Genomic DNA, 21,363 nt, shown 5'->3' on the forward strand with positions numbered 1-21,363 from the left:
TCGGAGAGTTTTATGTGCCGACTTAATGGCTGTTGGCATAACAAACAGCAACTCTGCCAATCTCGCGTCCTCAAGAGCAGTTAGAAGTCCACTAAGCTGACTTTGGCGCAGCCGCAGCGAAAGAGCGCTTCGTCCCGCACACCGGACCTTCGTATCCCGGCAAGGCGCGTAGCCGGCATGGCCCTGAAATGCCTGACACCCAGCCCCAGCACTCCGACCGGCTCAAAAATCGGCTGAACGGCATCGGCGATCCGCGCCGATGCCTGCCCGCCCCTCAGTGCGGCTCGCCCGCCAGCGGCGTCACGTCGATGCCGCGGGTGAAGACCAGCCCCATGGAATCGCGCAGCACCAGCGGCCCGCCGATATAGTCCGGCCCGATCCCGGGGCTGCGGATCGTGAGGTGCCAGTCGTTGCGGCTGACGCTGTCGGGCAGCAGGTCGAGCGGGTCGATATCCTCGGTCTCGCCGCCCTCCATATGGCAGACGACAAAGACCTCGCCCCCCTCCGGCGCATTGCGCAGCGCGACAAAGACCGTGCGCCCCTCGATCGGTTCGAGATAGCGGAAATGATCGTCGTCGCGGAAATTCTGCCGCAGCCACGGGTTGTTGAGCCGGAACATGCGCAGCCGCCGCATGGCATTGGTCTGCGCCGGGTCGAGCTTCGACGTGGAATGCGAGACGTTGCAGTATTCGTGCATGTCGTCCATCCAGGCCCGCGCGATCTGTTTCAGCGTGCCCACGGTGAAGGGGCGCGGCCCGGAAAGCGGCGGCTCGACCGCGTTCAGCAGCGTGGCGATGGTGTTGAGGTCGTAATCGGTCACCTCGACCAGCGCCGGCAGGAATTCGAGGAACCGCGCCAGATCCTCGCGGGTCTCGAAGCCCAGCTCCTTGAGCCAGCGGAAGGCGCCGGGGATCGAATAGCTGTATTCGTCCACCTGCCATTTCAGCGAGATCGCCTCTTCGGCCACGACCTTGACGCCGTATTTGTCGTCCTGATTGCGGATAAAGCCCCAGCTCGCCCGCGCGGTGGCGTTGAGGAAATCCATCGGCACGCCGGGCAGCGCCGCATAGGTCAGGATCGACACGGCGGGGTTGTCATAGGCCTTGTCGAGGATCTCCATCTTGGTGTCGCCGAGCCGGGTGTTGATATTGAGCTTGGGGTTCACCTGCGTGCCCCGGCGCAGCGTGTCGTGATTGGCCGTGCCGGAAATCCAGTTCGAGCCGCGTTTCAGGATCTCTTTCAGGCGCCAGTATTTCGACAGCCAGAACGTGTAGATGAAGGGTGTGTTGTGCGCAAAGGTCAGCGGACCCCACTGGAACACATCCGGATCGGTCTCTTTCTGGCTCTCGATCACCGCGCGGTAATCCGAGCTCAGCTCCCAATCTTCCTGCGGCCAGGGGCGGCCGTCCTCGAAGACGAACCACGGGTGATAATCGACGCCGGCGACGTTCTGCACGATATCCGACATCTCTTGCAGATATTCGTCGTCGTGGCGCATCTCCTGTATAGAGACATCCCACCACTTGAAATCCTGCGCACCGTCGACGCGCACGCCGTCGGCGCCGAAATCCACCTTGCGGCGCTGCATCTCCAGCAGGATCGCGCGGACGAAGGGGTTATGGTAGTCGAGATTCTGGCCGTACATGTTCGGCCCGGCAAAGAAATGGCTGTTGAGCGCACCGAGCCCCTGATTGTCGGCGTGGCCAAAGACCACGTCGAGCACCAGCATCTTGGGCCAGCGCGGGAAATTGTGCAGCACCGCCGCCAGATCGACCAGCTCGTCGGGCCGCGCGGTCTCCAGCAGCACCGGGTTCACCGTGGCCATGCCGGAAATCACGATGTCATAGCCCCAGTTCGTCGTGTCCGGGCGCATCAGATGCGCGGTGACGCTGGTCTCGTCGCTCTCGGTATCGGTCCAGAAATTCGGGCCGGCCTCGTAGACCGTGGTGGGCTCCACCGGCAGCAGCTGCACCGCGTCGTATCCGGCAAACAGCTCCTCGTCCGGCTCCAGCACCAGCCCGTTGGCCACCCGTGCGGCAAGCCGCTCGAACTGGCGGGTAAGCGAGGCCAGCGTGCCGCCCGGCGTGGCGGTGGGCACATGCACCTGCAAAATCGAGGTGGGCGGCGCGAATTTATGCGGGCCGTCCTTCTTCACCTGCTCGAAATAGCCCTTGTCCTGCCGCCGCGCCTGCATGGCGCCGACATCGTAGATCTCGGCAGGGGAGAACGCGCCAAAGGGCAGCGAGGCGGCGAGCGGGTCGAGGATGCGGTGATAGACCCCTTCGTGATCGCGATAGGTCAGCGCGTAGAAATCGCCGATCCTGTCGCGGTCGCCGGAGATCAGCCCGGTGGCGGCGGCAAAGGTGAAGCCCTCGCATCGCGCCACCGGCAGCAGCGCGCGGTCGAAGGTGACATCGGCCTGGCTCGCGGTGAGATCGAGCTCCTCGCGCGGGCGCAGGATTTCGAGGAACACGTCGCCATCGGCGATGCGCCAGTCGAGCAGCTCCGGCGTCCAGAAGCCGAACTCCACCCTGTTGCCCTCCACCAGCGCGCCCAGCCGCCGGGCGATCTCGCGCCCCGCGGCGAACCGGTCTGGCGCGGTGTTGAGCACCTCCTGGCACCATGCGGCGCGGGCGGCGGCTGCGTCGGAATCGCTGGCGATGGAGGGCATGTCTTTCATGTCGTCTCTGTCCTGTCGTTGCGCGGGGCACAGTGCGCGAAATGCACCTGTCGCCCCTGCGCGATGGCTTCGGATGTGACGGAAGAGCGGCACGGCGCCAGATGCCCGAGCGCGGCGCCAGGGGGCGCAGAGCGGGCCTCTTCCTGCCGGAGCGGCGGGCGGAGAGCCGCAACCGCGCCGTGTTCACCCGTGCAACCTAAAGCGATGCGGCGCGGCTTCAACGCAAAATCCCCCGATCCGGCGGGACCGGGAGGATTGCCTGTCGGACTGCCTGTCTGCGGGGCAATGGATGACGTAAGACCAGCCTGTGCCGTCAGGCGGCGGCCTTCATCAGGGTTTCGCGCATGAAGTCGATGCGATCCTGCCCCCAGAAGCGTTCGCCGTCGATCACATAGGTGGGCGAGCCGAACACGCCGGCGGCGATGGCGCGCTCGGTGACCGCGTCGGCCTCGTCGCGGATCTCTTCGCTCTCGGCCACATGCAGCAGCTCGAAGGCGGGCATGTCGATCTGCCGCAGCGCCTCGCCGAGATCGCCGGGATCGGCGATGTTGCGGCCCTCGGCCCAGACGCCGCGCAGGCAGGCCATGCTGATCGCGTCCTGATCGAGCCCCAGCCGTCCGGCGGCGAGGATCACGCGGCCGGCGAGACGCGGGCAGGTCGGGTAATGGGTCGGCACTTTCGCCATGCGCAGCCCGCGCAGCCGGGCCCAGCGGGCCTGATCCTCGATACGGTAGCTGCGCCGCACCTCGGACTGGTCGAAGGGCGCGACGGTCTCGGCGGCCTTATAGACCTGATGCGGGATGATCGGCAGGAACCGCACATGCGCGCCGGTCTCGCGCGCCAGCGCCATCAGGGCCTGATGCCCCAGATAGGCGTATCCCGACACCGGCGAAAAGTAATACTCGATGACCTTGCTCATGGCAGCCCCCAGACACAGCGTTTCCGTGGCGGTCCTCCTCGGCGGCCCCGGCTCCTCGGAGCCCCGAACCGGATCGTTGACATCAGTCGGCGCGCGATGCGCTTGGCTTGTCAACAAATGGGCGGGGCCGGGTGTTCCGCGCAAATCCTGTGCCGGAGGTTTCGGCAGAAACATCTCTCCGGACAGGCGAACGCCCGGTTTTCAGGCAAATTTGAATCGAAACCGACCGCGCCCTGCCCCACCCCGCCAAGATTTCGCCCCACTCCGAAACGCCGCCGTGTCGCGGGCGCCGGGTCCGGCGCTATGCAATACGCCGCGGCACAGGCAGGCAGAGGAGTGCCTCTGCCCCGCCGCATCCCGCTTGATCACCGCCCACGCCCGGGGCATGAGAAAGCATGAAGCTTGTTTTCACCGCGCTTTACGGTTTTTGCCTGATCCTGTTCTGGCTGGATCGCAATCGGAACTCCGCCGTACGCCGGATCATCAACGAGGCGAACGCGGCGCTTCTCCGCCTGCTCGAAAACGTCTTCCGCAAGGGGCTGTTCCTCATGTCGGAGCAGAGGTCGTGGGCGGCGGTGCGGGCGCTGTTCGGCAGCTTTCTCCGCCCCGGGCGGCAGCTCCGCCGGGCGGCGCTCTGGAGCCTGGCATTCCTCGTCCTCTCGATCTCGGGGTTCGAACTGAACGCGCATCTGCGGCGCAATCAGCCGGTGCCGCAGACCGATCACCTGACGAACGCTGTCACGGCAATCCTCGACTACAAAAACGCCCGGAACTGCCTTGTCGTGACCGGGGATGTGGCGCTTTGCAAAGAGGCCGGCTTTCTCATTCTCGATACCGCCTCTCTCAGCGCCCGGCTGCAATCCATGGGGCCTTACTGGTCCAGCGACATGGATTTCAGCACCGGCGAAACCAACGATCTCGAAACCTCGATCTTTCTTCTGGGCCTGGGGGAAGAGATAGCGCGGACACATCTGTCGCTTGTTCTGGCGGAGGGGAACGCCTATCTCGACCTGAGTTCCGAACTTTCGACCTCCATCTTACAGAGATCCGGCTGGTTTACCTCGACCTTCTATGCCACGGTCCTGCTGCCAAGCCTCTATCTTTCCTGCCTCATCACCACCGCGCTGATCTACTTTTCCAAGGAGATCCGGCTCGACAGGGATATCTACCGCGGCGGTCTCATCCTCGGTTCGGCGCTTCTGGATTTCGCCTTTTGCGTAGTACTGTTCTTTATCCTGACCGCCATCATCTATTTTCTGGGCCCGATCCTGACCCATCTCGCGGGACGTTTGTACGACGGCTACCTGATCCCGGAAGACCTGCGGCCGCAGCTTTTCCATTATATAAATGATGTCTTCGCTCCGCGTGCTCTCGACTATTACGCGCAGCACGGCACCGCCCTCGGCGAGCCCTGGCGCACGCTCTTTGACGCGCTTGAAGAGGCGTTTTCGCCAGACGCCGCGGACGCTGCCGAAGAAACGGCGCAGGTTCGCTCCCTGTTCACCGATATGACGCTGTCGAATACTCCGATCTCCAGCACCATTTCGCTGCAACCGACCTTCTTCGAAACGCTGATCGCGACGGGCCGTCTGGTTGTCTGGGATGTTACGACAATCCTGCGCGGATTCTGGAGCTATATTCCGATAGAGGCGGCGATCCGGAACTGGATGATCCTGATAACCCTGCTGCCGCTTCTCCTGCATATCGCGATCGTCGCGGCGAACCTCTTTTACGCCGCTGCGATGCTGTTCGTGACACGACCCCTGATCGAGCTGACGCGCGTCGCCTCGGAAACCAGCGCGACAAAGTTCTATGGCGGCGCGCTGGCCTTCACCCTGGGCGTGCTGGGGATCTGGATCCTGTAGCGCTCCCGGCCCTTCCGCCCGCCCCCTCTGCCCGTGTATCCTGTGCCCATGTCCGCGAATCTGTCCCAGTGCTTTCCACTGCGCCGGTCCCGCGTCCACGAGGTCTGCGGCCCCGGCGCCACGAGCTTTGCCGCGATCCTCGCCGCGCGCGGAACGGGGCCGGTGCTCTGGGTGCGGCAGGGCTGGGATCATCAGGCGCTGCACCCTCTGGGGCTGGCGCGGGTCTTCGATCCGGCGCGGCTGCTCGTCGCGCAGGCGCCCGGCCAGGTCGATGCGCTGGCGGTCAGCGAAGAGGCGCTGCGCGACGGCGCCGTGCCGCTGGTGGTGACCGAGATCGTCCAGCCGCTCGACCTGCGACAGGGCCGGCGGCTGCAACTGGCCGCCAAGGCGGGCGCCACGACGGGGCTCTGCCTGATCCCCGAGGGCATGGGCAGCAACGCCGCCGAGACCCGCTGGCACGCCGCGCCCCGGCTGGCGGCAGAGGGCGAGGACTCGACAGCGCTGCGCTGGGAAATTATAAAGAACAAATCGGGAACACTTGGGGCCTGGGATGTTCGATGGGATGACACGGCGCATCGTCTGCATGTGGTTCCCCCGGCTGGCGAGCGACCGGGCTCTGCGCGCGCGTCCGGTTGACGGGGCGCCCTTCGCGCTGCTTCTGACCCAGGCCAATGCCGAACGGCTGCATTGCCTCAACGCGCCGGCCGAGGCGCTGGGGCTCTATCGCGGCATGAGCCTCGCCGATGCCCGCGCCTTCTGTCCCGACCTGATCACCGCCCCCGCCGATCCGCCGCGCGAGGCGCGCTTTCTGTCCACCTTGCGCCGCTGGGCCACGCGCTATTGCCCCTGGGTCGGGATCGAGGGGCGGGATGCGCTGGTGCTCGATGTCACCGGCGCGACGCATCTGCATGGCGGCGAGGCGGCGATGCTGGAGGATATGCGCGCCCGCGCCACCCGCGCCGGGCTGAACCTGCGGCTGGGGCTGGGCGACACGCGCGGCGCCGCCTGGGCGCTGGCGCATCACGGCGAGGGCGCAGCGCCGCCCGGCGACGGGCTGGCGACGCTGGGACCGCTGCCGGTCGAGGCGCTGCGCCTCGCGCCGGACACCGTCACCGGTCTGCAACGGCTGGGCCTGCGCCGCATCGCCGATCTGGCCGCAACGCCGCGCGCCCCCCTCGCCCGCCGCTTCGGCCCCGAGCCGCTGCGGCGGCTCGATCAGGCGCTCGGGGCGCAGCCCGAGCCGGTCACGCCGGAGCCCGATCCGCCGCATTACGGCGTCCGTCTCAGCCTGCCCGAGCCCATCGGCCGCACCGAGGATGTGATGGCCGGCGCCGCCCGGCTGCTGGAACCGCTCTGCGCCAAACTGCTGGCACAGGAGGCCGGCGCGCGGGTGCTGGCGCTGAGCCTGCGCCGGGTCGATGGCGGCAGCCAGTCGGTGGAGCTGCGGCTGGCCAGCCCGATGCGCGACGCCGCCCGCATCCTGCCGCTCTTCGCCCGCGGGGTGGAGGCCGCCGAGGCGGGCTTCGGCATCGACCAGCTGCGGCTGGAGGCGACGCAGGTCGAGGCGCTGCCGGTGCAGCAGCTCGGCGGCCCGGTCGCGGCGGTCGCGGCGGGCGGCCCGGCGCTCGACGATCTGGTGACCCGGATCGGCACCCGCATCGGGCTGGAGAACGTGCAGCGCTTTCTGCCCGCCGACAGCCATATCCCCGAGCGCGCCTTTTCCATCGCCCCCGCCGCCTTTTCCCGCGCCGCGACGGGCTGGCACGCGCCGCGCCCGCGCCCGCTGCGGCTGTTCCCGCCCGAGCCCATCGCCGCCACCGGCCCGCGCCCGCCCGGGCGCTTTCGCTGGCGCGCCATGGCGCTCGACACCGCCCGCGCCACCGGCCCCGAGCGCATCGCGCCCGAATGGTGGCTGCCCGATGACAACTGGCAGCGCGGCGTGCGCGATTACTGGCAGGTCGAGACCCGGCAGGGCCGCCGGCTCTGGCTCTTTCACACGCCGCAGCAGCCGGGCTGGTTCGTGCAGGGGGAATTCGCATGACCGCCGCCCTGCCCCAACCCACGCCCCCCGCCTATGCGGAGCTGTGCGTCACCTCGAATTTCACCTTCCTCACCGGCGCTTCGCATCCCGAAGAGCTGGTCGCCCGCGCCGCCGAGCTGGGCCTCGCCGCCATCGCCATCACCGACCGCAATTCGCTGGCCGGCGTGGTGCGGGCCTATAGCGCGCTGAAGATCCTGAAGGAAAAAGCCGAGGAAACGCTGCGTATCCGCTCCCGGCACCGGGTGGACAGCTGCTCGCGGCAGGAGGTCGGCACGCCGGAGGAAATCCCCCATCCCGCCGCGCCGCAGTTGCCGAAGCTCATCACCGGCGCCCGGCTGGTACTCGAGGACGACCCGGTGGAGTGGCTCGCCCTGCCGGTGGACCGGCCCGGCTATCACCGGCTGGCGCGGCTGCTCTCCACCGGCAAGCGGCGCGCCGAAAAGGGCCGGTGCCGGCTGCATCTGGAGGATCTGCTGGAGGGCTGCGCCGGCATGATCCTCATCGCCCTGCCGCCGCCCGATCTGGCACAGGCCACCGCCCCGGTCCGCGCCCTGCAAAGGCGCTACCCCGGCCATGTCTTTCTGGGTGCCGCGCCGCGCTATGACGGCTCCGATCAGGCCTGGTTCGACGCCTGCGCCCATGCGGCGCTGCGGCTCTCGGCACCGATGGTCGCGGTGGGCGACGTGCTTTTGCACCGCGCATCGCGGCGCCGGCTCGCCGATGTGCTGACCTGCCTGCGCGAGGGGCTCACCATCGACGCCATCGGCACCCGCGCCCTGCCCAATGCCGAGCGCCGGCTGAAGGGCGCCCCCGACATGGCGCGGCTCTACCGCAACCACCCCGCCGCGCTGCGCCGCACGCTGGAGATTGCCGCACGCTGTGCCTTCGATCTTTCGGAACTCAGCTACGAGTATCCCGACGAGATCGCCGACGGTGAAACGCCCCAGGGACGGCTGCGGCGCCTTGCCGAGGCGGGGCTGGTCCGGCGCTACCCGGACGGCGCGCCGGATAAGGTCCGCAAACTCATGGAAAAGGAGCTGGCGGTGGTCGGCGAGCTGGGCTTTGCCGCCTATTTCCTCACCGTGAACGACATCGTGACGCATGCCCGCAGCGAGGGCATCCTCTGCCAGGGGCGCGGCTCGGCGGCCAATTCGGTGCTCTGCTTCCTGCTCGGCATCACCGACGTGACCCCGGACATGATCGGCATGGTCTTTGAACGCTTCGTCTCGCGCCATCGTGGCGAGCCGCCCGATATCGACGTGGATTTCGAGCACGAGCGGCGCGAGGAGGTGATCCAGTGGATCTATGAGAAATACGGCCGCCACCGTGCCGGGCTCTGCGCCACGGTGATCCATTTCCGCTCGCGCGCGGCGATCCGCGAGGTCGGCAAGGTGATGGGGCTGAGCCAGGACGTGACCGCCGCGCTGGCGGGTCAGATCTGGGGCATGTCCGATGGCGGCGCCGATCCCGAGCGCATCCGCGAGCTGGGGCTCGATCCCTCGGACCGCCGGCTCGCCCAGACCATTGAGCTGATCGGCGAGATCATCGGCTTTCCCCGCCACCTGTCGCAGCATGTGGGCGGCTTTGTCATCACCCGCGGGCGGCTCGACGAACTCTGCCCGATCGAGAACGCCGCGATGGAGGATCGCACGGTCATCGAATGGGACAAGGACGATATCGACACGCTGGGGATACTGAAGGTCGATGTGCTCAGCCTCGGCATGCTGACCTGCATCCGCAAGGCCTTTGGCCTGCTGCAGGATCACGAGGGCCTCCGCCACCGGCTCGACACCGTGCCGCAGGAGGATCCGGCCACCTATGCCATGCTGCAACGGGCCGACGCCATCGGGGTGTTTCAGGTGGAAAGCCGGGCGCAGATGAATTTCCTGCCCCGGATGAAGCCCGCCACCTTCTACGATCTGGTGATCGAGGTGGCCATCGTGCGCCCCGGCCCGATCCAGGGCGGCATGGTGCAGCCCTATATCCGCCGCCGCCAGAAGCTCGAAGAGCCCGAGCCCTTCGGCCCGGCGTTGAAGGAGGTCACCCGCAAGACGCTGGGGGTGCCGCTGTTTCAGGAACAGGCGATGCAGATCGCTGTGGTCGGCGCCGGCTATTCGGCGGAGGAGGCCGACAAGCTGCGCCGCTCGCTCGCCTCCTTCCGCCGCATGGGCACCATCGGCGAGCATCGCGACCGCTTCCTCGCCGGGATGCGGCAGAACGGCTATGACGACGAGACCGCCGAGCGCTGCTTTGCCCAGATCGCGGGCTTTGCCGATTACGGCTTTCCCGAAAGCCACGCGGCGGCCTTTGCCATGCTGACATACGTGTCCTCCTGGCTGAAATGCCACCACCCGGCGGTGTTTGCCTGCGCGCTGCTGAATTCCCAGCCGATGGGGTTCTACGCCCCCGCCCAGATCGTGCGCGACGCGCGCGAGCACGGGGTCGAGATCCGCCCGATCTGCGTCAACCGCAGCGGCTGGGACAACGCGCTGGAGCGCCGCGCCGACGGCGCGCTGGCGCTGCGGCTGGGGTTCCGCCAGATCAAGGGATTCGGCAAGGAGGAGACGGAGTGGATCGCGGCGGCGCGCGGCAACGGCTATCCCGATCCCGAGAGCCTCTGGCTGCGTGCGGGTCTGGCACCGGCGGTGCTGGAGCGGCTGGCCGAGGCCGATGCCTTTGCCGGGCTCGGGCTCACGCGGCGCGATGCGCTCTGGCAGGTGCGCGCAATCCGGGCGCCCGCGCCGCTGCCGCTCTTCTCCGATCCGCTCGACGGCGAGGGGCTGCGCGAGCCTGCGGTGGCGCTGCCGCCGATGCATCTGGGCGAGGAGGTGGTGGAGGATTACGTCGCCACGCGGCTGTCGCTGCGCGCCCATCCGATGGAGCTTCTGCGCCCCGCCCTGCCCGGGCTCACGCCGCATGCGGAGCTGGCGACCACGCCGCTGCAGCGGCTCAGCGTCTGCGGGCTGGTGATCACCCGGCAGCGGCCGGGAACGGCCTCGGGGGTGATCTTCCTGACGCTGGAGGACGAAACCGGCGTGTCGAACGTGGTGGTCTGGCCGAAGGTCTATGCGCGCTATCGCCGCGTGGTGATGGGCGGGCGGCTGCTGCGGGTCAGCGGCCATCTGCAACGCGAGGGGATCGTGGTGCATCTGATCGCGGAGCGGATCGAGGACATGTCGGCGCGGCTCTCCGATCTCGGCCACCCGCTGGACGAGGCGGTGGGCATCACCTCCCCCGCCGCCGACGACGCCCCGCGCCCGCCACGCTACCCGCCCCGCGCCCGGCATCCGCGCGAGCAGGCGAAGCGGCTGTTCCCGAGCCGGGATTTTCATTGAGTGGGGTGGGTTTAGATGGCTGCTCCATCACCGAGCCCCAGGCCCGGAGCCAAGGGCGAAGCACGCCGGGCCCAGCGGCGCTGCCGCTTTGGCGACGTGTGCGCTGACTTGTGAGGTCGTTCGGATCTGGCTGGGATAAAGTAAGAGGTTCAACGTGCAGAGCGTCAGCCCACGTGCCGCCGCTGGGGCCGGCTCCCGCTGCGTTGCTGACAAGCCCGGCATGGCCTATCGCCCTCGCCCTCCCCAAAGACCAACCGCTGAGGCCCCGGATCAAGTCCGGGGCGGGAGATGCGTGATCCGTAGGGGGTGGGTGTCCAACCCACCATCCGCGCCAGCCTACCCCGCCAGCAGCGCCCGTGCCGCCGCGCGGGCCTCGGGGGTGACCGTGTCGCCCGAAAGCATCCGCGCCAGTTCGTCCTCGCGCGCATCCGCATCGAGCGGTGTCACCGTCGAGAGGGTCATCTCCTGCTCGATCCGCTTCTGCACCCGCCAGTGATGCGCGCCGAGCGCCGCCACCTGCGGCGAATGGGTCACCACCAGCACCTGCCCGCCGCCGGCCAGCGCCTTCAGCCGCCGGCCCACCGCATCGGCCGTGGCGCCGCCGACGCCGCGGTCGATCTCGTCGAAGATCATCGTCACGCCCCGGTTGCGCTCTTCCGAGAGGCAGACCTTCAGCGCCAGCAGGAAGCGCGACAGCTCACCGCCCGAGGCGATCTTGTTCAGCGGTCCCGAGGGTGCGCCCGGATTCGTCGCCACGGTGAAGGCCACCGCGTCGCGCCCCTCCGGGCCCGGCTCGCCCGGCGTGATCTCGGTGCGGAACACCGCGCGCTCCATTTTCAGCGGCGCCAGCTCGGTGGCCATGGCCGCGTCGAGCCGTTCCGCCGCCTGCACCCGTGCCGCGCTCAGGCGCTCCGCCGCCGCATCATAGGCACCATCCGCCTCTTTCACCGCGCGGGTCAGCTCGGCGATATCCTCGGCGCCGCGCTCCAGCGTCGCCAGCCGCCCCGAGAGGGTCGCCGCCAGCTCGGGCAGCGCATCGGGGGCCACCTGATGCTTGCGCGCCAGACCGCGAATGGCAAAAAGCCGCTCCTCGGTCTCTTCCAGATCGTGCGGGTTGAACTCCAGCGCATCGAGACATTCGGCGACCTCGCGCCCGGCCTCGTCAAGCTCCGCCATGGCGCGGGTCAGCGCGGCAATCGCCGCCTCCAGACGCCCCTCGGCCTTATCCGAGGCACCTTCGAGCCAGCGCAGCGCATTGGCCATGGCGCCCTCGGCCCCCTCATACCCAAGCGCATCGGAGGCCCGGGCTATATCCTCGCGGATGCGCTCGGCGGCCTGCATGGTGCGGCGGCGGGTGTCGAGTTCGGCCTCTTCCTCCGGCCCCGGCGCAAGCGTGTCGAGCTCCTCCACCGCGTGGCGCAGGAACTCCTCCTCGGCGCGCATCTCGGCCAGCGCCGCCTCCGCCGCCTCCAGCCGCTTGCGCGCGCCGCGGCGCTCGGCCCAGGCCGCGCGCACCGCCGCCAGCTCGGCGGAGATCGCCGCATAGCTGTCGAGAATCGTCCGGTGGCCCGAAGGGTTCAGCAGGCCGCGGTCGTCATGCTGGCCATGCAGTTCGACCAGCGTATCCGAGAGCCGCCGCAGCACTTCGCCGCTGGCGCGGCGGTCGTTGACCCAGCCGGTCTTGCGCCCATCCGCCGAATTCACCCGCCGCAGGATCAGCTCGTCGGAGACCGGCAGCCCCGCCTCCTCCAGAACGCCGCGCGCCGCGTGGCCGGAGCTCAGCTCGAACACCGCCGTCACCTCGCCCTGCGCGGCACCGCTGCGCACCAGCTCGGCACGACCGCGCCAGCCCAGCACGAATCCCAGCGAATCCAGCAGGATCGACTTGCCCGCCCCGGTCTCGCCGGTGAGCACGTTGAGACCGGGCTGGAACATCAGGTCCAGCCGGTCGATGATCAGCATGTCACGGATTTCAAGCGCGCGCAGCATGATGCGTATGGCGGGGGATCACCCCGCCATCCCCTAAAGCCACTGGCCCTTGACCATCTGGCGATAGATCTTCGACAGCCAGTTGTCGCCCGCGGCCTCCAGCTCGAGCCCCCGGCCCGTCAGCAGCTTGTAGCTGTCTTCGTACCAGTCGGTGCCCTGATAGTTGTAACCGAGAATCGCACCAGCGGTCTGCGCCTCGTCGGTGAGGCCCAGCGACAGATAGGCCTCCACCAGCCGGTGCAACGCCTCGGGCGTGTGGGTGGTGGTCTGGAAATCCTCGACCACCACACGGAACCGGTTGATCGCCGCGCCGTAATGCTGACGCTTGAGGTAATAGCGGCCGATCTCCATCTCCTTGCCGGCGAGATGGTCGAAGGCGAGATCGAATTTCAGAATCGACGAGCGCGCGTATTCGCTGTCGGGATAGCGCTCGATCACCGTGCGCAGCGCCTGCAACGCCTGGAAGGTCAGCCCCTGGTCGCGGCCCACTTCCTCGATCTGGTCGTAGTAGCTGAGTGCCAGAAGATACTGCGCATAGGCGGCGTCGTCATCGGTCGGGTAGAAGTCGATATAGCGCTGCGCCGATGCGCGGCTATTCTCGTAATCCTTCTCGAGATGATAGGCATAGGCCTGCATGATCAGGGCGCGCTTGGCCCAGTCGGAATAGGGATAAAGCCGCTCGACCTCGCCGAAATAGAACGCCGCTGTCTCGCCATCCCTGCGGTCGATCTCGAACTCGCCGCGCTCATAGATCTGCTCGGCGGAATAGGTCTCGATGGGAACATTCCCCCGGGCAAAGCCCGGACGTTCCTGCGCCGTGCAACCGGCCAGAACAATGGCGGAAAAAGCCGCCCCGATCACAATCTTCCGCGATCTGCCGCCTGCCATGCCCGACAATCCTCATATCCCTTGCAGCGGACCGGTCCCCGATCCTTGGCATGGTCCTAGCACAGAAAATTCCGGGGCAAAACGCCTTAACGGCGATTTGACGCCGGCAAAACGATCAGGCGACGGCGGGGATCTCGTCGCGCTCGACACCGGCCCCGGGCAGGCGCGCGGCAACCAACCGGTCGCAGAGCGTGAGGCGATAGGCCTCCGGATCCGCAAAGAGCGCATGCAGGAGCATATTGGTGATGGCGTGGCCCGCCTTGTGGCCCTCGTAATGGCCGATGATCGGCGCGCCAGCGGTAAAGAGATCGCCCAGGGCGTCGAGCATCTTGTGGCGCACCGCCTCGTCGTCATGGCGCAGACCGCCCGGCGAGAGCACCGCGTCGCCATCGACCACCACGGCGTTTTCATAGGTGCCGCCGAGCGCCAGCCCGTTGGCCTGCATCGCCTCCACATCCGACTGACGGCAGAAGGTGCGGCTGTCGCAGAGCTCGCGCACAAAGGTGCCGTTGGCGAGGTTGAGGCTCTTGTCCTGCGTGCCGATGGCGGAATCGGTGAAGGCGATGTGGAAATCCATGCTCAGCCCCTCGCCTTCCGGCGCCGGGCTCAGCCGGGCCCAGCCGCTGTCGGTCTTCACCTCGACGGGCTTGAGGATCTCGATGGCGCGCACCGGCGCATGCAGGCCGCGTACGCCGCGCGCCAGGATGCCGCGCACGAAGGGGGCGGCGGAACCATCGAGAATCGGCACTTCCGGACCGTCGATCTCGATCAGCGCGTTATGCACGCCGCAACCGGCCAGCGCGGCCATGACATGTTCGATGGTCGAGACCGCGACACCGGCGGCGTTGACGATGCGGGTGCAGAGCGGGGTCACCTCGACGGCGTCCCAGCGCGCGGGCACCAGCGTGTCGCCCAGCAGGATATCGGTCCGCTTGAACCAGATGCCGTGCTCGGCCATGGCCGGACGGATCGTCATACGCGCGGGCTTGCCGGAATGCAGGCCAACGCCTTGAAAGGTCACAGCGGAACGGAGTGTCGTCTGCACGTGGATCACCTCGGTCTTCGGAACCCGCCTCCCCAATAGGCGGCTTCTTCGAGCTTGGAGATATAGACGCCCCCCTGTCATCTCAAATCAAAGATTGTAACCGCCTGAAACATCGCCGTAACGCGATGCGCGAAACCCCGCGCAGCTTTGAAAATCGCCTCGGAACCCACTGTTATAGAATAGAAAAACGCCCCGAAATCGGGGGCGTTCCCATCCGCTTTCGCGAGAAAATCAGTTCGCCTGACGCCGCAGGAAGGCGGGAATTTCAATCCGGTCCTGATCCTGCGCCTCTTCCGGATCCGACACCGGTGCCGGCTGATGAGCCTGAACCGGCGGCTGCTGGCGGCGCGGCGCGGGCGCCGCTTCCTGGGCATGGCCGGTCATGCGGTTGATCAGCGAGTTGATGCCAAAGCGCGGCTTGTCGCCCTCGGTTCCGCGCGCGGCCCCCGCAGGCTGCTGCGGCTGCATCTGACGCGGCGCCTGCGCCTGCCCTGCCGCCTGCTGGCGGTTGCGCGCGGCGGCGGCCTGAAGCCGGGCCATGGTGTCCGGCGAAGGCGTGCCCGGCGTCGGCGCGCGCGGCGCGACAAAGGTTTCGGGCTCGGCTTCGAGCGCGTCGGGCTGCGGCTGGAACTGCGCCACCTGCGGACGGTAGGCCGGCGGCGGCAGATCGTCCTGGGCCTGGGCCGCGGCGGGGGCCGGCTCTTCGAAGAGGCTCTCCGCAGGCTCTTGCGCGTGGCGCTCGCTCTCCAGCGACTCAAAGAGCGACGGCTCGTCCTCCTCGTATTCCGGCTCTGCCACCTGCGCGGCAACCGGGGCCGGCGCGGGTTTCGGTGCCGGAGCCGGGGCCTGTGCCGGCGCGGGAGCCGGTGCGGCGGCAGCCGGGGCCGGCGCTTCATCGGTCATGGTCGGCTTCAGCGGCTCCGACAGTTTGCGGCGCGGCACCGGGATATCGTTCTGCACGGCGGTGGCGTCGATGCCGGTGGCGACGACGGAGACGCGCATCACGCCTTCCATGCTGTCATCCAGCGTCGAGCCGACGATGATATTGGCGTCGGCATCCACTTCCTCGCGGATGCGGTTGGCCGCCTCGTCGAGTTCGAACAGCGTCAGGTCGTGGCCGCCTGTGATGTTGATCAGCACGCCCTTCGCGCCCTTCAGCGAAATCTCGTCGAGCAGCGGGTTCGCTATAGCCTTCTCGGCCGCCTGGATCGCGCGTTCCTCGCCCTCGGCCTCGCCGGTGCCCATCATCGCCTTGCCCATCTCGTCCATCACCGAGCGGACATCGGCGAAGTCGAGGTTGATCAGGCCCGGGCGCACCATCAGGTCGGAAATGCCCTTCACACCTTGATAAAGCACATTGTCGGCAAGCGAGAACGCCTCGGTGAAGGTGGTCTTTTCGTTGGCCAGACGGAACAGGTTCTGGTTCGGAATGATGATCAGCGTGTCGACGACCTTTTGCAGCGCCTCGACGCCGTCCTCGGCCTGACGCATGCGCTTGGCGCCTTCGAACTGGAAGGGCTTGGTCACCACGCCGACGGTCAGCACGCCCAGCTCGCGCGCGGCCTGCGCGATGATCGGGGCTGCACCGGTGCCGGTGCCGCCGCCCATGCCGGCGGTGATGAAGCACATATGCGCGCCGGCCAGGTGATCGACGATCTGCTCGATGCTCTCCTCGGCGGCGGCGGCGCCCACGGAAGCCCGCGCACCGGCGCCCAGCCCCTCGGTCACCTTCACGCCCAGCTGCACCTTGTTATGCGCCATGGACTGTTGCAGCGCCTGCGCGTCGGTGTTCGCGGTGACGAAATCCACGCCCTCGAGCTGCTGGGTGATCATGTTGTTGACGGCGTTGCCGCCGGCACCGCCCACGCCGAAGACCGTAATCCGGGGCTTCAGCTCTTCCTGGCCGGGCATCGAGAGGTTGAGTGTCATATGCTGGTCCGCCTGTCTTTTATGACTTGTTTGCACGCCTGTCCTGCGCCTTTGCGAGCAATTCTTACCGATATCTGACGGGTCGGTCACGTAAAAAACGCAGATTCGCCACGAAATATAGGGGATTCTGGGGCCGTCCGCGCGGGATTTCGCCGAAACCGCTAGATTTTGCGGCCTGCGCGCATCCACGCGCAACAGACCTCGGGCGGCACACCGGGATCACGGGTGCCGTCAGGGTGTTTCGCTCGCAATTTTCCGGGAAGTCTGCCCGACAACCCTCACCTCTGCGTCTTGTGCACAGATCTGTGGATAAGCTAGCAGAGTCGCGCTCCGCCGTCACCCCGGTATCTGTGGCGAAACGCGCGGATTTTCGCGCGCCCCGCCCTTTCATCTTTCTTCAAATACTCAAAAAAAACATCCCGCCCGCGCCACGGGCGCCGCCGCTCACCAGTTGTCGCGGAACCATTTCACCGCGCGTTTCAGCGAGCGCGCCGGGTATTTGTCGACCGGGATCTCGAAATCCCACCATTCGTCCTGCGGATGCGCCGCGAAAAGGCACATGCCCACGGCGCTGGCAAAGCCCGGGCCGGTGGCCGCCTGCGGCAGCCCGTGCACCCGCATCGGCCGGCCCAGACGCACCTGCGAGCCCAGGATCCGGCTCGCCAGCCCGTCGAGCCCGGGGATCTGGCTCGCCGCGCCCGTCAGCACGATCTGCTGGCTCGGCATATGCTCGAAGCCGGCGGCATCCAGACAGGAGCGCACCTCTTCGAGGATCTCCTCCACCCGGGGCCGCATGATGCCGATCAGCTCGGCGCGGCTGACCTGCCGGCGGTCATGATGCCAGTCGCCGGTATCGCCCGAGATCTCGATCATCTCGCGGTCGTCCATGCCGGTGGCGACGACACCGCCGTAAAAGGTCTTGATGCGCTCGGCCATCGCCATGGGGATCTGGAGCCCCATGGAAATGTCGCCGGTCACATGGTTGCCGCCCATCTGCACGGCATCCGCATAGATCATGTGTTTCTTCATGAAGATCGACACGCCGGTGGTGCCACCGCCCATGTCGATACAGGCCGAGCCCAGCTCCTGCTCGTCCTCGACCAGCGCCGCGATGCCGCTGGCATAGGCCGAGCTCGCGAGCCCCGCGAGCTCCAGATCGCAGCGCTTGACGCAATGCGCGATGTTCTGGATCGCCTGCGCGTTCACCGTCAGCATATGCATGTCGGTGGCAAGCTGCTGCCCGATCTGGCCGCGCGGGTCGTTCAGCCCGGAGCGGTGATCGAGCGCGAAATTCACCGGCTGCGCGTGCAGCACCTCGCGGCCATGGCCGAAATCCGGCACGTCGCAGGCCGAGAGCACCCGCGCCACGTCCTGCTCGGTCACCATGGTGCTCTCGATCTCGACCTGCCCGGCCAGCCCGTAGCTGCGCGGCTCGGCGCCCGAGAAACAGACGATGACGTGATCGACCCGGATGCCGGCCATCTTCTGCGCCGCCTGCACGGCGGTGCGGATGGCGCGCTCGGTCTCGCCCATGGCGGCGATCTCGCCGAATTTCACCCCGCGCGAGCGCGTCGTCGCCGCGCCGATGACGCGGAAGCCCGACTGACCGGCCAGCGAGCCGATGCCGTCATCGCCCAGCTTTTCCGTGCCGTCGAAGCGCAGCACCAGGCAGGCGATCTTGGAGCTGCCCACGTCCAGGATCGCCACCACCCCCCGCTGCATCGCCGCCTTGCGCATGTTGCGCATGGCGCGCTGGGATTCATAGAGCTCGATCATTATTGGTTTTCTCCGGTCTCCATGGCCTTGATCCGCCAGTATTCGCCTATCGCCTCGCCGTTCAGCCGCAGCGTCGGGCGCCGCGGCAGCCGCAGATCCACCGCCGCGATATCGCGCGACAGCATGTCCACCGCCTGATCCATGGCGATGGCGCGTTCCAGCGCCCGCACCGCGCCCGTCTCGGGCAGCATCAGGCGCTGGCCGCGATCCAGCACCACATCCCAGCGGCGTTCGCCGATCCGCTCCAGACCGCGCAGCCGCCCGGCAAGCGGCGCCGCCGCCTGCACCAGCTCCACCGCCTCGGCGACGAAATCGTCCGCGCCCTTGCCCGCGATCACCGGCAGCTCGGGATAGTCGCTCCGCGCCATCGCCGGCCTGACCCGCGCGCCGCTATCGTCGAGCAGCTCCAGCTCGCCGCGCAGCCGCCAGAGCGCCACCGGCACGCGCTCGGTCACGTCGATCTGCAACACCCCGCCCTGCCGGATGCGCAGCCGCGCGCTCTCGACCGCATCCAGCCCGACAATCGCGCCCTGCATCAGGCCGAGATCGAGATCGAAGGAGCTGACGGGAAAGTCGATGGGCAGGATCTCGCGGATATCCTCGGAGACGCCGGGGCTGGCGCCGTCGATGGCCATGAGATTGACCATGAATTCCGGCCGCGTCTCGATCTGGTTGCGGATGCCGGCGATCGCGTCGAGCACGGCGGTGCGGTGATCCTCATAGGAGAAATACCAGCTCGTCGCACCGAAACCGATCAGCGCCGGCAGCCCGACCCGCAGCGCCAGCCGGAAGAGCGGCGTCAGCATCAGCCGCTCGATGCGGTATTTCAGCCGCGAGGGCGCGGGATCGGGGCGGTGGACCTGCGGCGCGGGCGTCTCGGTCATCGGTTGCAAGAGGCATCCTCCACCAGCCAGCGGCAAAACTGCCCGAAGCTGTAACCAAGATATTGCGCCTGCTCGGGCACCAGCGAGGTCGGCGTCATGCCCGGCTGGGTGTTGGTCTCGAGCAGCACCAGCCCGGCAAGACCGCGACTCTCGTCCCAGCGGAAATCCGTGCGGCTGGTGCCCCGGCAGCCCAGCGCCTCATGGGCGCGCAGCGCGTAATCGAGACAGGCGTCAAAGATCTCCTGCGGCACCTCGGCGGGCAGCACATGGCGCGAGCCGCCCTCCTTGTACTTGGCGTCGTAATCGTACCAGCCATCGGTGAGAATATCGGTCACCGTCAGCGCCCGGTCGCCCATCACTGTGGTGGTAAGCTCGCGCCCGGGCACATAGGCCTCGACCATCAGCGTCTCGGGCATCTCGGCGGCCAGGCGCGGCGGCGAATTGGCCCCGTCCTGCACCAGATAGACACCGACCGAAGAGCCCTCGTTATAGGGCTTCACCACATAGGGCGGCGCCAGAACGTGGCGCGCTTCGATCTCGGATTTGTCGGCAAGCAGGCTGTCCACCACCGGCAGCCCGGCGGCGCGATAGACCTGCTTGGTGCGTTCCTTGTCCATGGCCAGCGCCGAGGACAGAACGCCGGAATGGGTATAGGGAATCCCCAACCATTCCAGCAGCCCCTGCACGCAGCCGTCTTCGCCCCAACGGCCATGCAGCGCGTTGAACACGACATCGGGCGCGAGCGCTGTCAGCACCTGCGCCAGATCGGGGCCGGCATCGACCTCGGTGACCTGGAATCCTTCATCCCTCAAAGCGGCGGCACATTCCCGTCCGGAACTGAGAGACACCTCGCGCTCTGCGGAGGGGCCGCCCAACAATACCGCCACTTTCGGGTTTGCCCTGCTCGACATCCCCAAAACCGCCTCGAAATGATGGGGCTTTGCGCCCCTTGTTCTGCTCTGGGGGTGATCCCCCTTATGGTCGGCGCCCCGCGTTTTGCGATGATCGCCGCGTCCGTTTCAGCGCGGTTGCCCGGCCTCAGGACACTGCGGGTTCTCCGACCCGCATGATTTCCCAATGTAACGCTATTCCGCTGTGTTGGAAAACCTTTTTTCGCACCTCCTCGCCCAATCCTTCCAGATCGGCGGCGGTTGCACCTCCGGTGTTCACCAGGAAATTCGAATGTTTGGGCGACATCTGCGCCCCGCCCCGTGTGGCGCCGCGCAGGCCGGCCTCGTCGATCACCTTCCAGGCTTTCAGCTCGTGGGAGTCGTCGGCGCGGCCAGTGGAGCTGAACCCCGCCGGGTTGCGGAAGGTCGAGCCGGCGGTACGGTCCTTGCTGGGCTGGCTCTCGTCGCGTTTCTTGAGCTGCGCCGCCATGCGCGCCTCAAGCGCCCGCGGGTCGCCCGGCGCGCCCTCGAACACCGCCTCCGTCAGCACCCAGCCCTCGGGCAGCGCGCTCTGGCGGTAGGCGAGTTTCAGCTCAGTCGGCGTCAGCATCACCAGCGCGCCGTCGCGGGTGACCGCACGCGCCTCGATCAGATGATCGGCGACGTAGGAGCCGTAGCAGCCGGCATTCATCCGCACCGCGCCGCCGATGCTGCCCGGGATGGTGCGCAGAAAGGTCAGGTCCACCCCGGCCTGCGCCGCGCGCTTTGCCACATGCGCATCGAGCGCGGCGGCACCGGCGGTGACGCGGGTGCCCTCGATGGAGATGCCGTTGAAGCCGCGCCCCAGCCGGATCACCACTGCGCGGATGCCGCCGTCGCGCACGATCAGGTTCGACCCCACGCCCATGGGGAACACCGGCTGCCCGGCAGGCAGCGCGCGCAGAAAGTCGCGCAGATCGTCGAGATCGGCGGGTTGAAAGAACAGATCCGCCGGCCCGCCCACGCGCAGCCAGGTCAGATCGGAGAGCGGGCGGTCCGCCGTGAGGCGCCCGCGCACGGGGGGAAGCGTGTCAGTCATCGCGCGCCTTCTGCCGCGCCCTGCGGCGGCAGTAAAGCCCCGGC

14 protein-coding genes are annotated in these 21,363 nt (G+C 67.7%); 4 read left to right on the top strand and 10 right to left on the bottom strand.

What is annotated here, in order from left to right; genetic code table 11:
• Positions 1-274 precede the first annotated feature (274 nt).
• A complete protein-coding gene (gghA, locus tag Ga0080574_RS05990; protein WP_076696065.1) occupies positions 275-2,680 on the bottom strand; it encodes a glucosylglycerol hydrolase in 2,406 nt (801 codons plus the stop codon).
• Positions 2,681-2,993: 313 nt separating this feature from the next.
• Positions 2,994-3,599, bottom strand: coding sequence for a 2-hydroxychromene-2-carboxylate isomerase (locus tag Ga0080574_RS05995; protein WP_076696067.1), 606 nt, complete (start codon positions 3,597-3,599; stop codon positions 2,994-2,996).
• Positions 3,600-3,994: 395 nt separating this feature from the next.
• Between Ga0080574_RS05995 and Ga0080574_RS06000 the strand changes: the two genes are divergently transcribed.
• Genes Ga0080574_RS06000 through Ga0080574_RS06015 form a run of 4 tightly spaced genes read left to right on the top strand, consistent with a single transcriptional unit; the run spans position 3,995 to position 10,840 of the window.
• The gene (locus tag Ga0080574_RS06000) at positions 3,995-5,464 is read left to right on the top strand and encodes a hypothetical protein (RefSeq protein WP_076696069.1); all 1,470 of its coding nucleotides are present in this window, start codon (positions 3,995-3,997) and stop codon (positions 5,462-5,464) included.
• Positions 5,465-5,512: 48 nt separating this feature from the next.
• Positions 5,513-6,100, top strand: coding sequence for an ImuA family protein (locus Ga0080574_RS06005; protein WP_076705715.1), 588 nt, complete (start codon positions 5,513-5,515; stop codon positions 6,098-6,100).
• Complete coding sequence (locus Ga0080574_RS06010) at positions 6,015-7,505, top strand: Y-family DNA polymerase (protein WP_076696071.1); 1,491 nt, start codon at positions 6,015-6,017, stop codon at positions 7,503-7,505. Before Ga0080574_RS06005 ends, Ga0080574_RS06010 begins: the two co-directional genes overlap by 86 nt.
• On the top strand, positions 7,502-10,840 hold the full coding sequence (locus Ga0080574_RS06015) for an error-prone DNA polymerase (protein WP_076696073.1): 3,339 nt from the start codon (positions 7,502-7,504) through the stop codon (positions 10,838-10,840). The genes Ga0080574_RS06010 and Ga0080574_RS06015 overlap by 4 nt, the downstream gene beginning before the upstream one ends.
• A gap of 336 nt (positions 10,841-11,176) precedes the next feature.
• Here the strand turns inward: Ga0080574_RS06015 and recN are convergent, their stop codons facing one another.
• The 8 genes from recN to murB form a co-directional block, all read right to left on the bottom strand.
• Positions 11,177-12,829, bottom strand: coding sequence for a DNA repair protein RecN (gene recN / locus Ga0080574_RS06020; RefSeq protein WP_076696076.1), 1,653 nt, complete (start codon positions 12,827-12,829; stop codon positions 11,177-11,179).
• A gap of 33 nt (positions 12,830-12,862) precedes the next feature.
• The gene (locus Ga0080574_RS06025) at positions 12,863-13,717 is read right to left on the bottom strand and encodes an outer membrane protein assembly factor BamD (RefSeq protein WP_076696078.1); all 855 of its coding nucleotides are present in this window, start codon (positions 13,715-13,717) and stop codon (positions 12,863-12,865) included.
• Between the two features lie 115 nt (positions 13,718-13,832).
• Positions 13,833-14,762, bottom strand: a complete 930-nt coding sequence (gene lpxC, locus Ga0080574_RS06030) for a UDP-3-O-acyl-N-acetylglucosamine deacetylase (protein WP_076705717.1) — start codon at positions 14,760-14,762, stop codon at positions 13,833-13,835.
• Between the two features lie 231 nt (positions 14,763-14,993).
• Positions 14,994-16,691 (bottom strand): cell division protein FtsZ, encoded by a 1,698-nt coding sequence (gene ftsZ / locus Ga0080574_RS06035; protein ID WP_076696080.1) that lies wholly within the window; start codon positions 16,689-16,691, stop codon positions 14,994-14,996.
• Positions 16,692-17,135: 444 nt separating this feature from the next.
• Complete coding sequence (gene ftsA, locus Ga0080574_RS06040; RefSeq protein ID WP_076696082.1) at positions 17,136-18,467, bottom strand: cell division protein FtsA; 1,332 nt, start codon at positions 18,465-18,467, stop codon at positions 17,136-17,138.
• Positions 18,467-19,351 carry a cell division protein FtsQ/DivIB gene (locus Ga0080574_RS06045; RefSeq protein ID WP_076696084.1) on the bottom strand — a complete coding sequence of 295 codons (885 nt, stop codon included), beginning with the start codon at positions 19,349-19,351 and terminating at the stop codon, positions 18,467-18,469. The genes ftsA and Ga0080574_RS06045 overlap by 1 nt, the downstream gene beginning before the upstream one ends.
• Positions 19,348-20,262, bottom strand: a complete 915-nt coding sequence (locus Ga0080574_RS06050) for a D-alanine--D-alanine ligase (RefSeq protein ID WP_198039778.1) — start codon at positions 20,260-20,262, stop codon at positions 19,348-19,350. The genes Ga0080574_RS06045 and Ga0080574_RS06050 overlap by 4 nt, the downstream gene beginning before the upstream one ends.
• Before the next feature lie 127 nt (positions 20,263-20,389).
• On the bottom strand, positions 20,390-21,319 hold the full coding sequence (gene murB, locus Ga0080574_RS06055) for a UDP-N-acetylmuramate dehydrogenase (protein ID WP_076696089.1): 930 nt from the start codon (positions 21,317-21,319) through the stop codon (positions 20,390-20,392).
• Positions 21,320-21,363 lie beyond the last annotated feature (44 nt).

Origin of the sequence: Salipiger abyssi, assembly GCF_001975705.1 — a bacterium.
Lineage (GTDB): Bacteria > Pseudomonadota > Alphaproteobacteria > Rhodobacterales > Rhodobacteraceae > Salipiger > Salipiger abyssi.

Bases quoted from the DNA above. Each gene is read 5' to 3' on its own strand.
- gghA (WP_076696065.1), bottom strand. From the start codon at position 2,680: ATGAAAGACATGCCCTCCATCGCCAGCGATTCCGACGCAGCCGCCGCC.
- Ga0080574_RS06015 (WP_076696073.1), top strand. From the start codon at position 7,502: ATGACCGCCGCCCTGCCCCAACCCACGCCCCCCGCCTATGCGGAGCTG.
- recN (WP_076696076.1), bottom strand. From the start codon at position 12,829: ATGCTGCGCGCGCTTGAAATCCGTGACATGCTGATCATCGACCGGCTG.
- Ga0080574_RS05995 (WP_076696067.1), bottom strand. From the start codon at position 3,599: ATGAGCAAGGTCATCGAGTATTACTTTTCGCCGGTGTCGGGATACGCC.
- Ga0080574_RS06050 (WP_198039778.1), bottom strand. From the start codon at position 20,262: ATGTCGAGCAGGGCAAACCCGAAAGTGGCGGTATTGTTGGGCGGCCCC.
- ftsA (WP_076696082.1), bottom strand. From the start codon at position 18,467: ATGATCGAGCTCTATGAATCCCAGCGCGCCATGCGCAACATGCGCAAG.
- Ga0080574_RS06045 (WP_076696084.1), bottom strand. From the start codon at position 19,351: ATGACCGAGACGCCCGCGCCGCAGGTCCACCGCCCCGATCCCGCGCCC.
- murB (WP_076696089.1), bottom strand. From the start codon at position 21,319: ATGACTGACACGCTTCCCCCCGTGCGCGGGCGCCTCACGGCGGACCGC.
- Ga0080574_RS06010 (WP_076696071.1), top strand. From the start codon at position 6,015: ATGTTCGATGGGATGACACGGCGCATCGTCTGCATGTGGTTCCCCCGG.
- Ga0080574_RS06000 (WP_076696069.1), top strand. From the start codon at position 3,995: ATGAAGCTTGTTTTCACCGCGCTTTACGGTTTTTGCCTGATCCTGTTC.
- ftsZ (WP_076696080.1), bottom strand. From the start codon at position 16,691: ATGACACTCAACCTCTCGATGCCCGGCCAGGAAGAGCTGAAGCCCCGG.
- Ga0080574_RS06005 (WP_076705715.1), top strand. From the start codon at position 5,513: ATGTCCGCGAATCTGTCCCAGTGCTTTCCACTGCGCCGGTCCCGCGTC.
- Ga0080574_RS06025 (WP_076696078.1), bottom strand. From the start codon at position 13,717: ATGGCAGGCGGCAGATCGCGGAAGATTGTGATCGGGGCGGCTTTTTCC.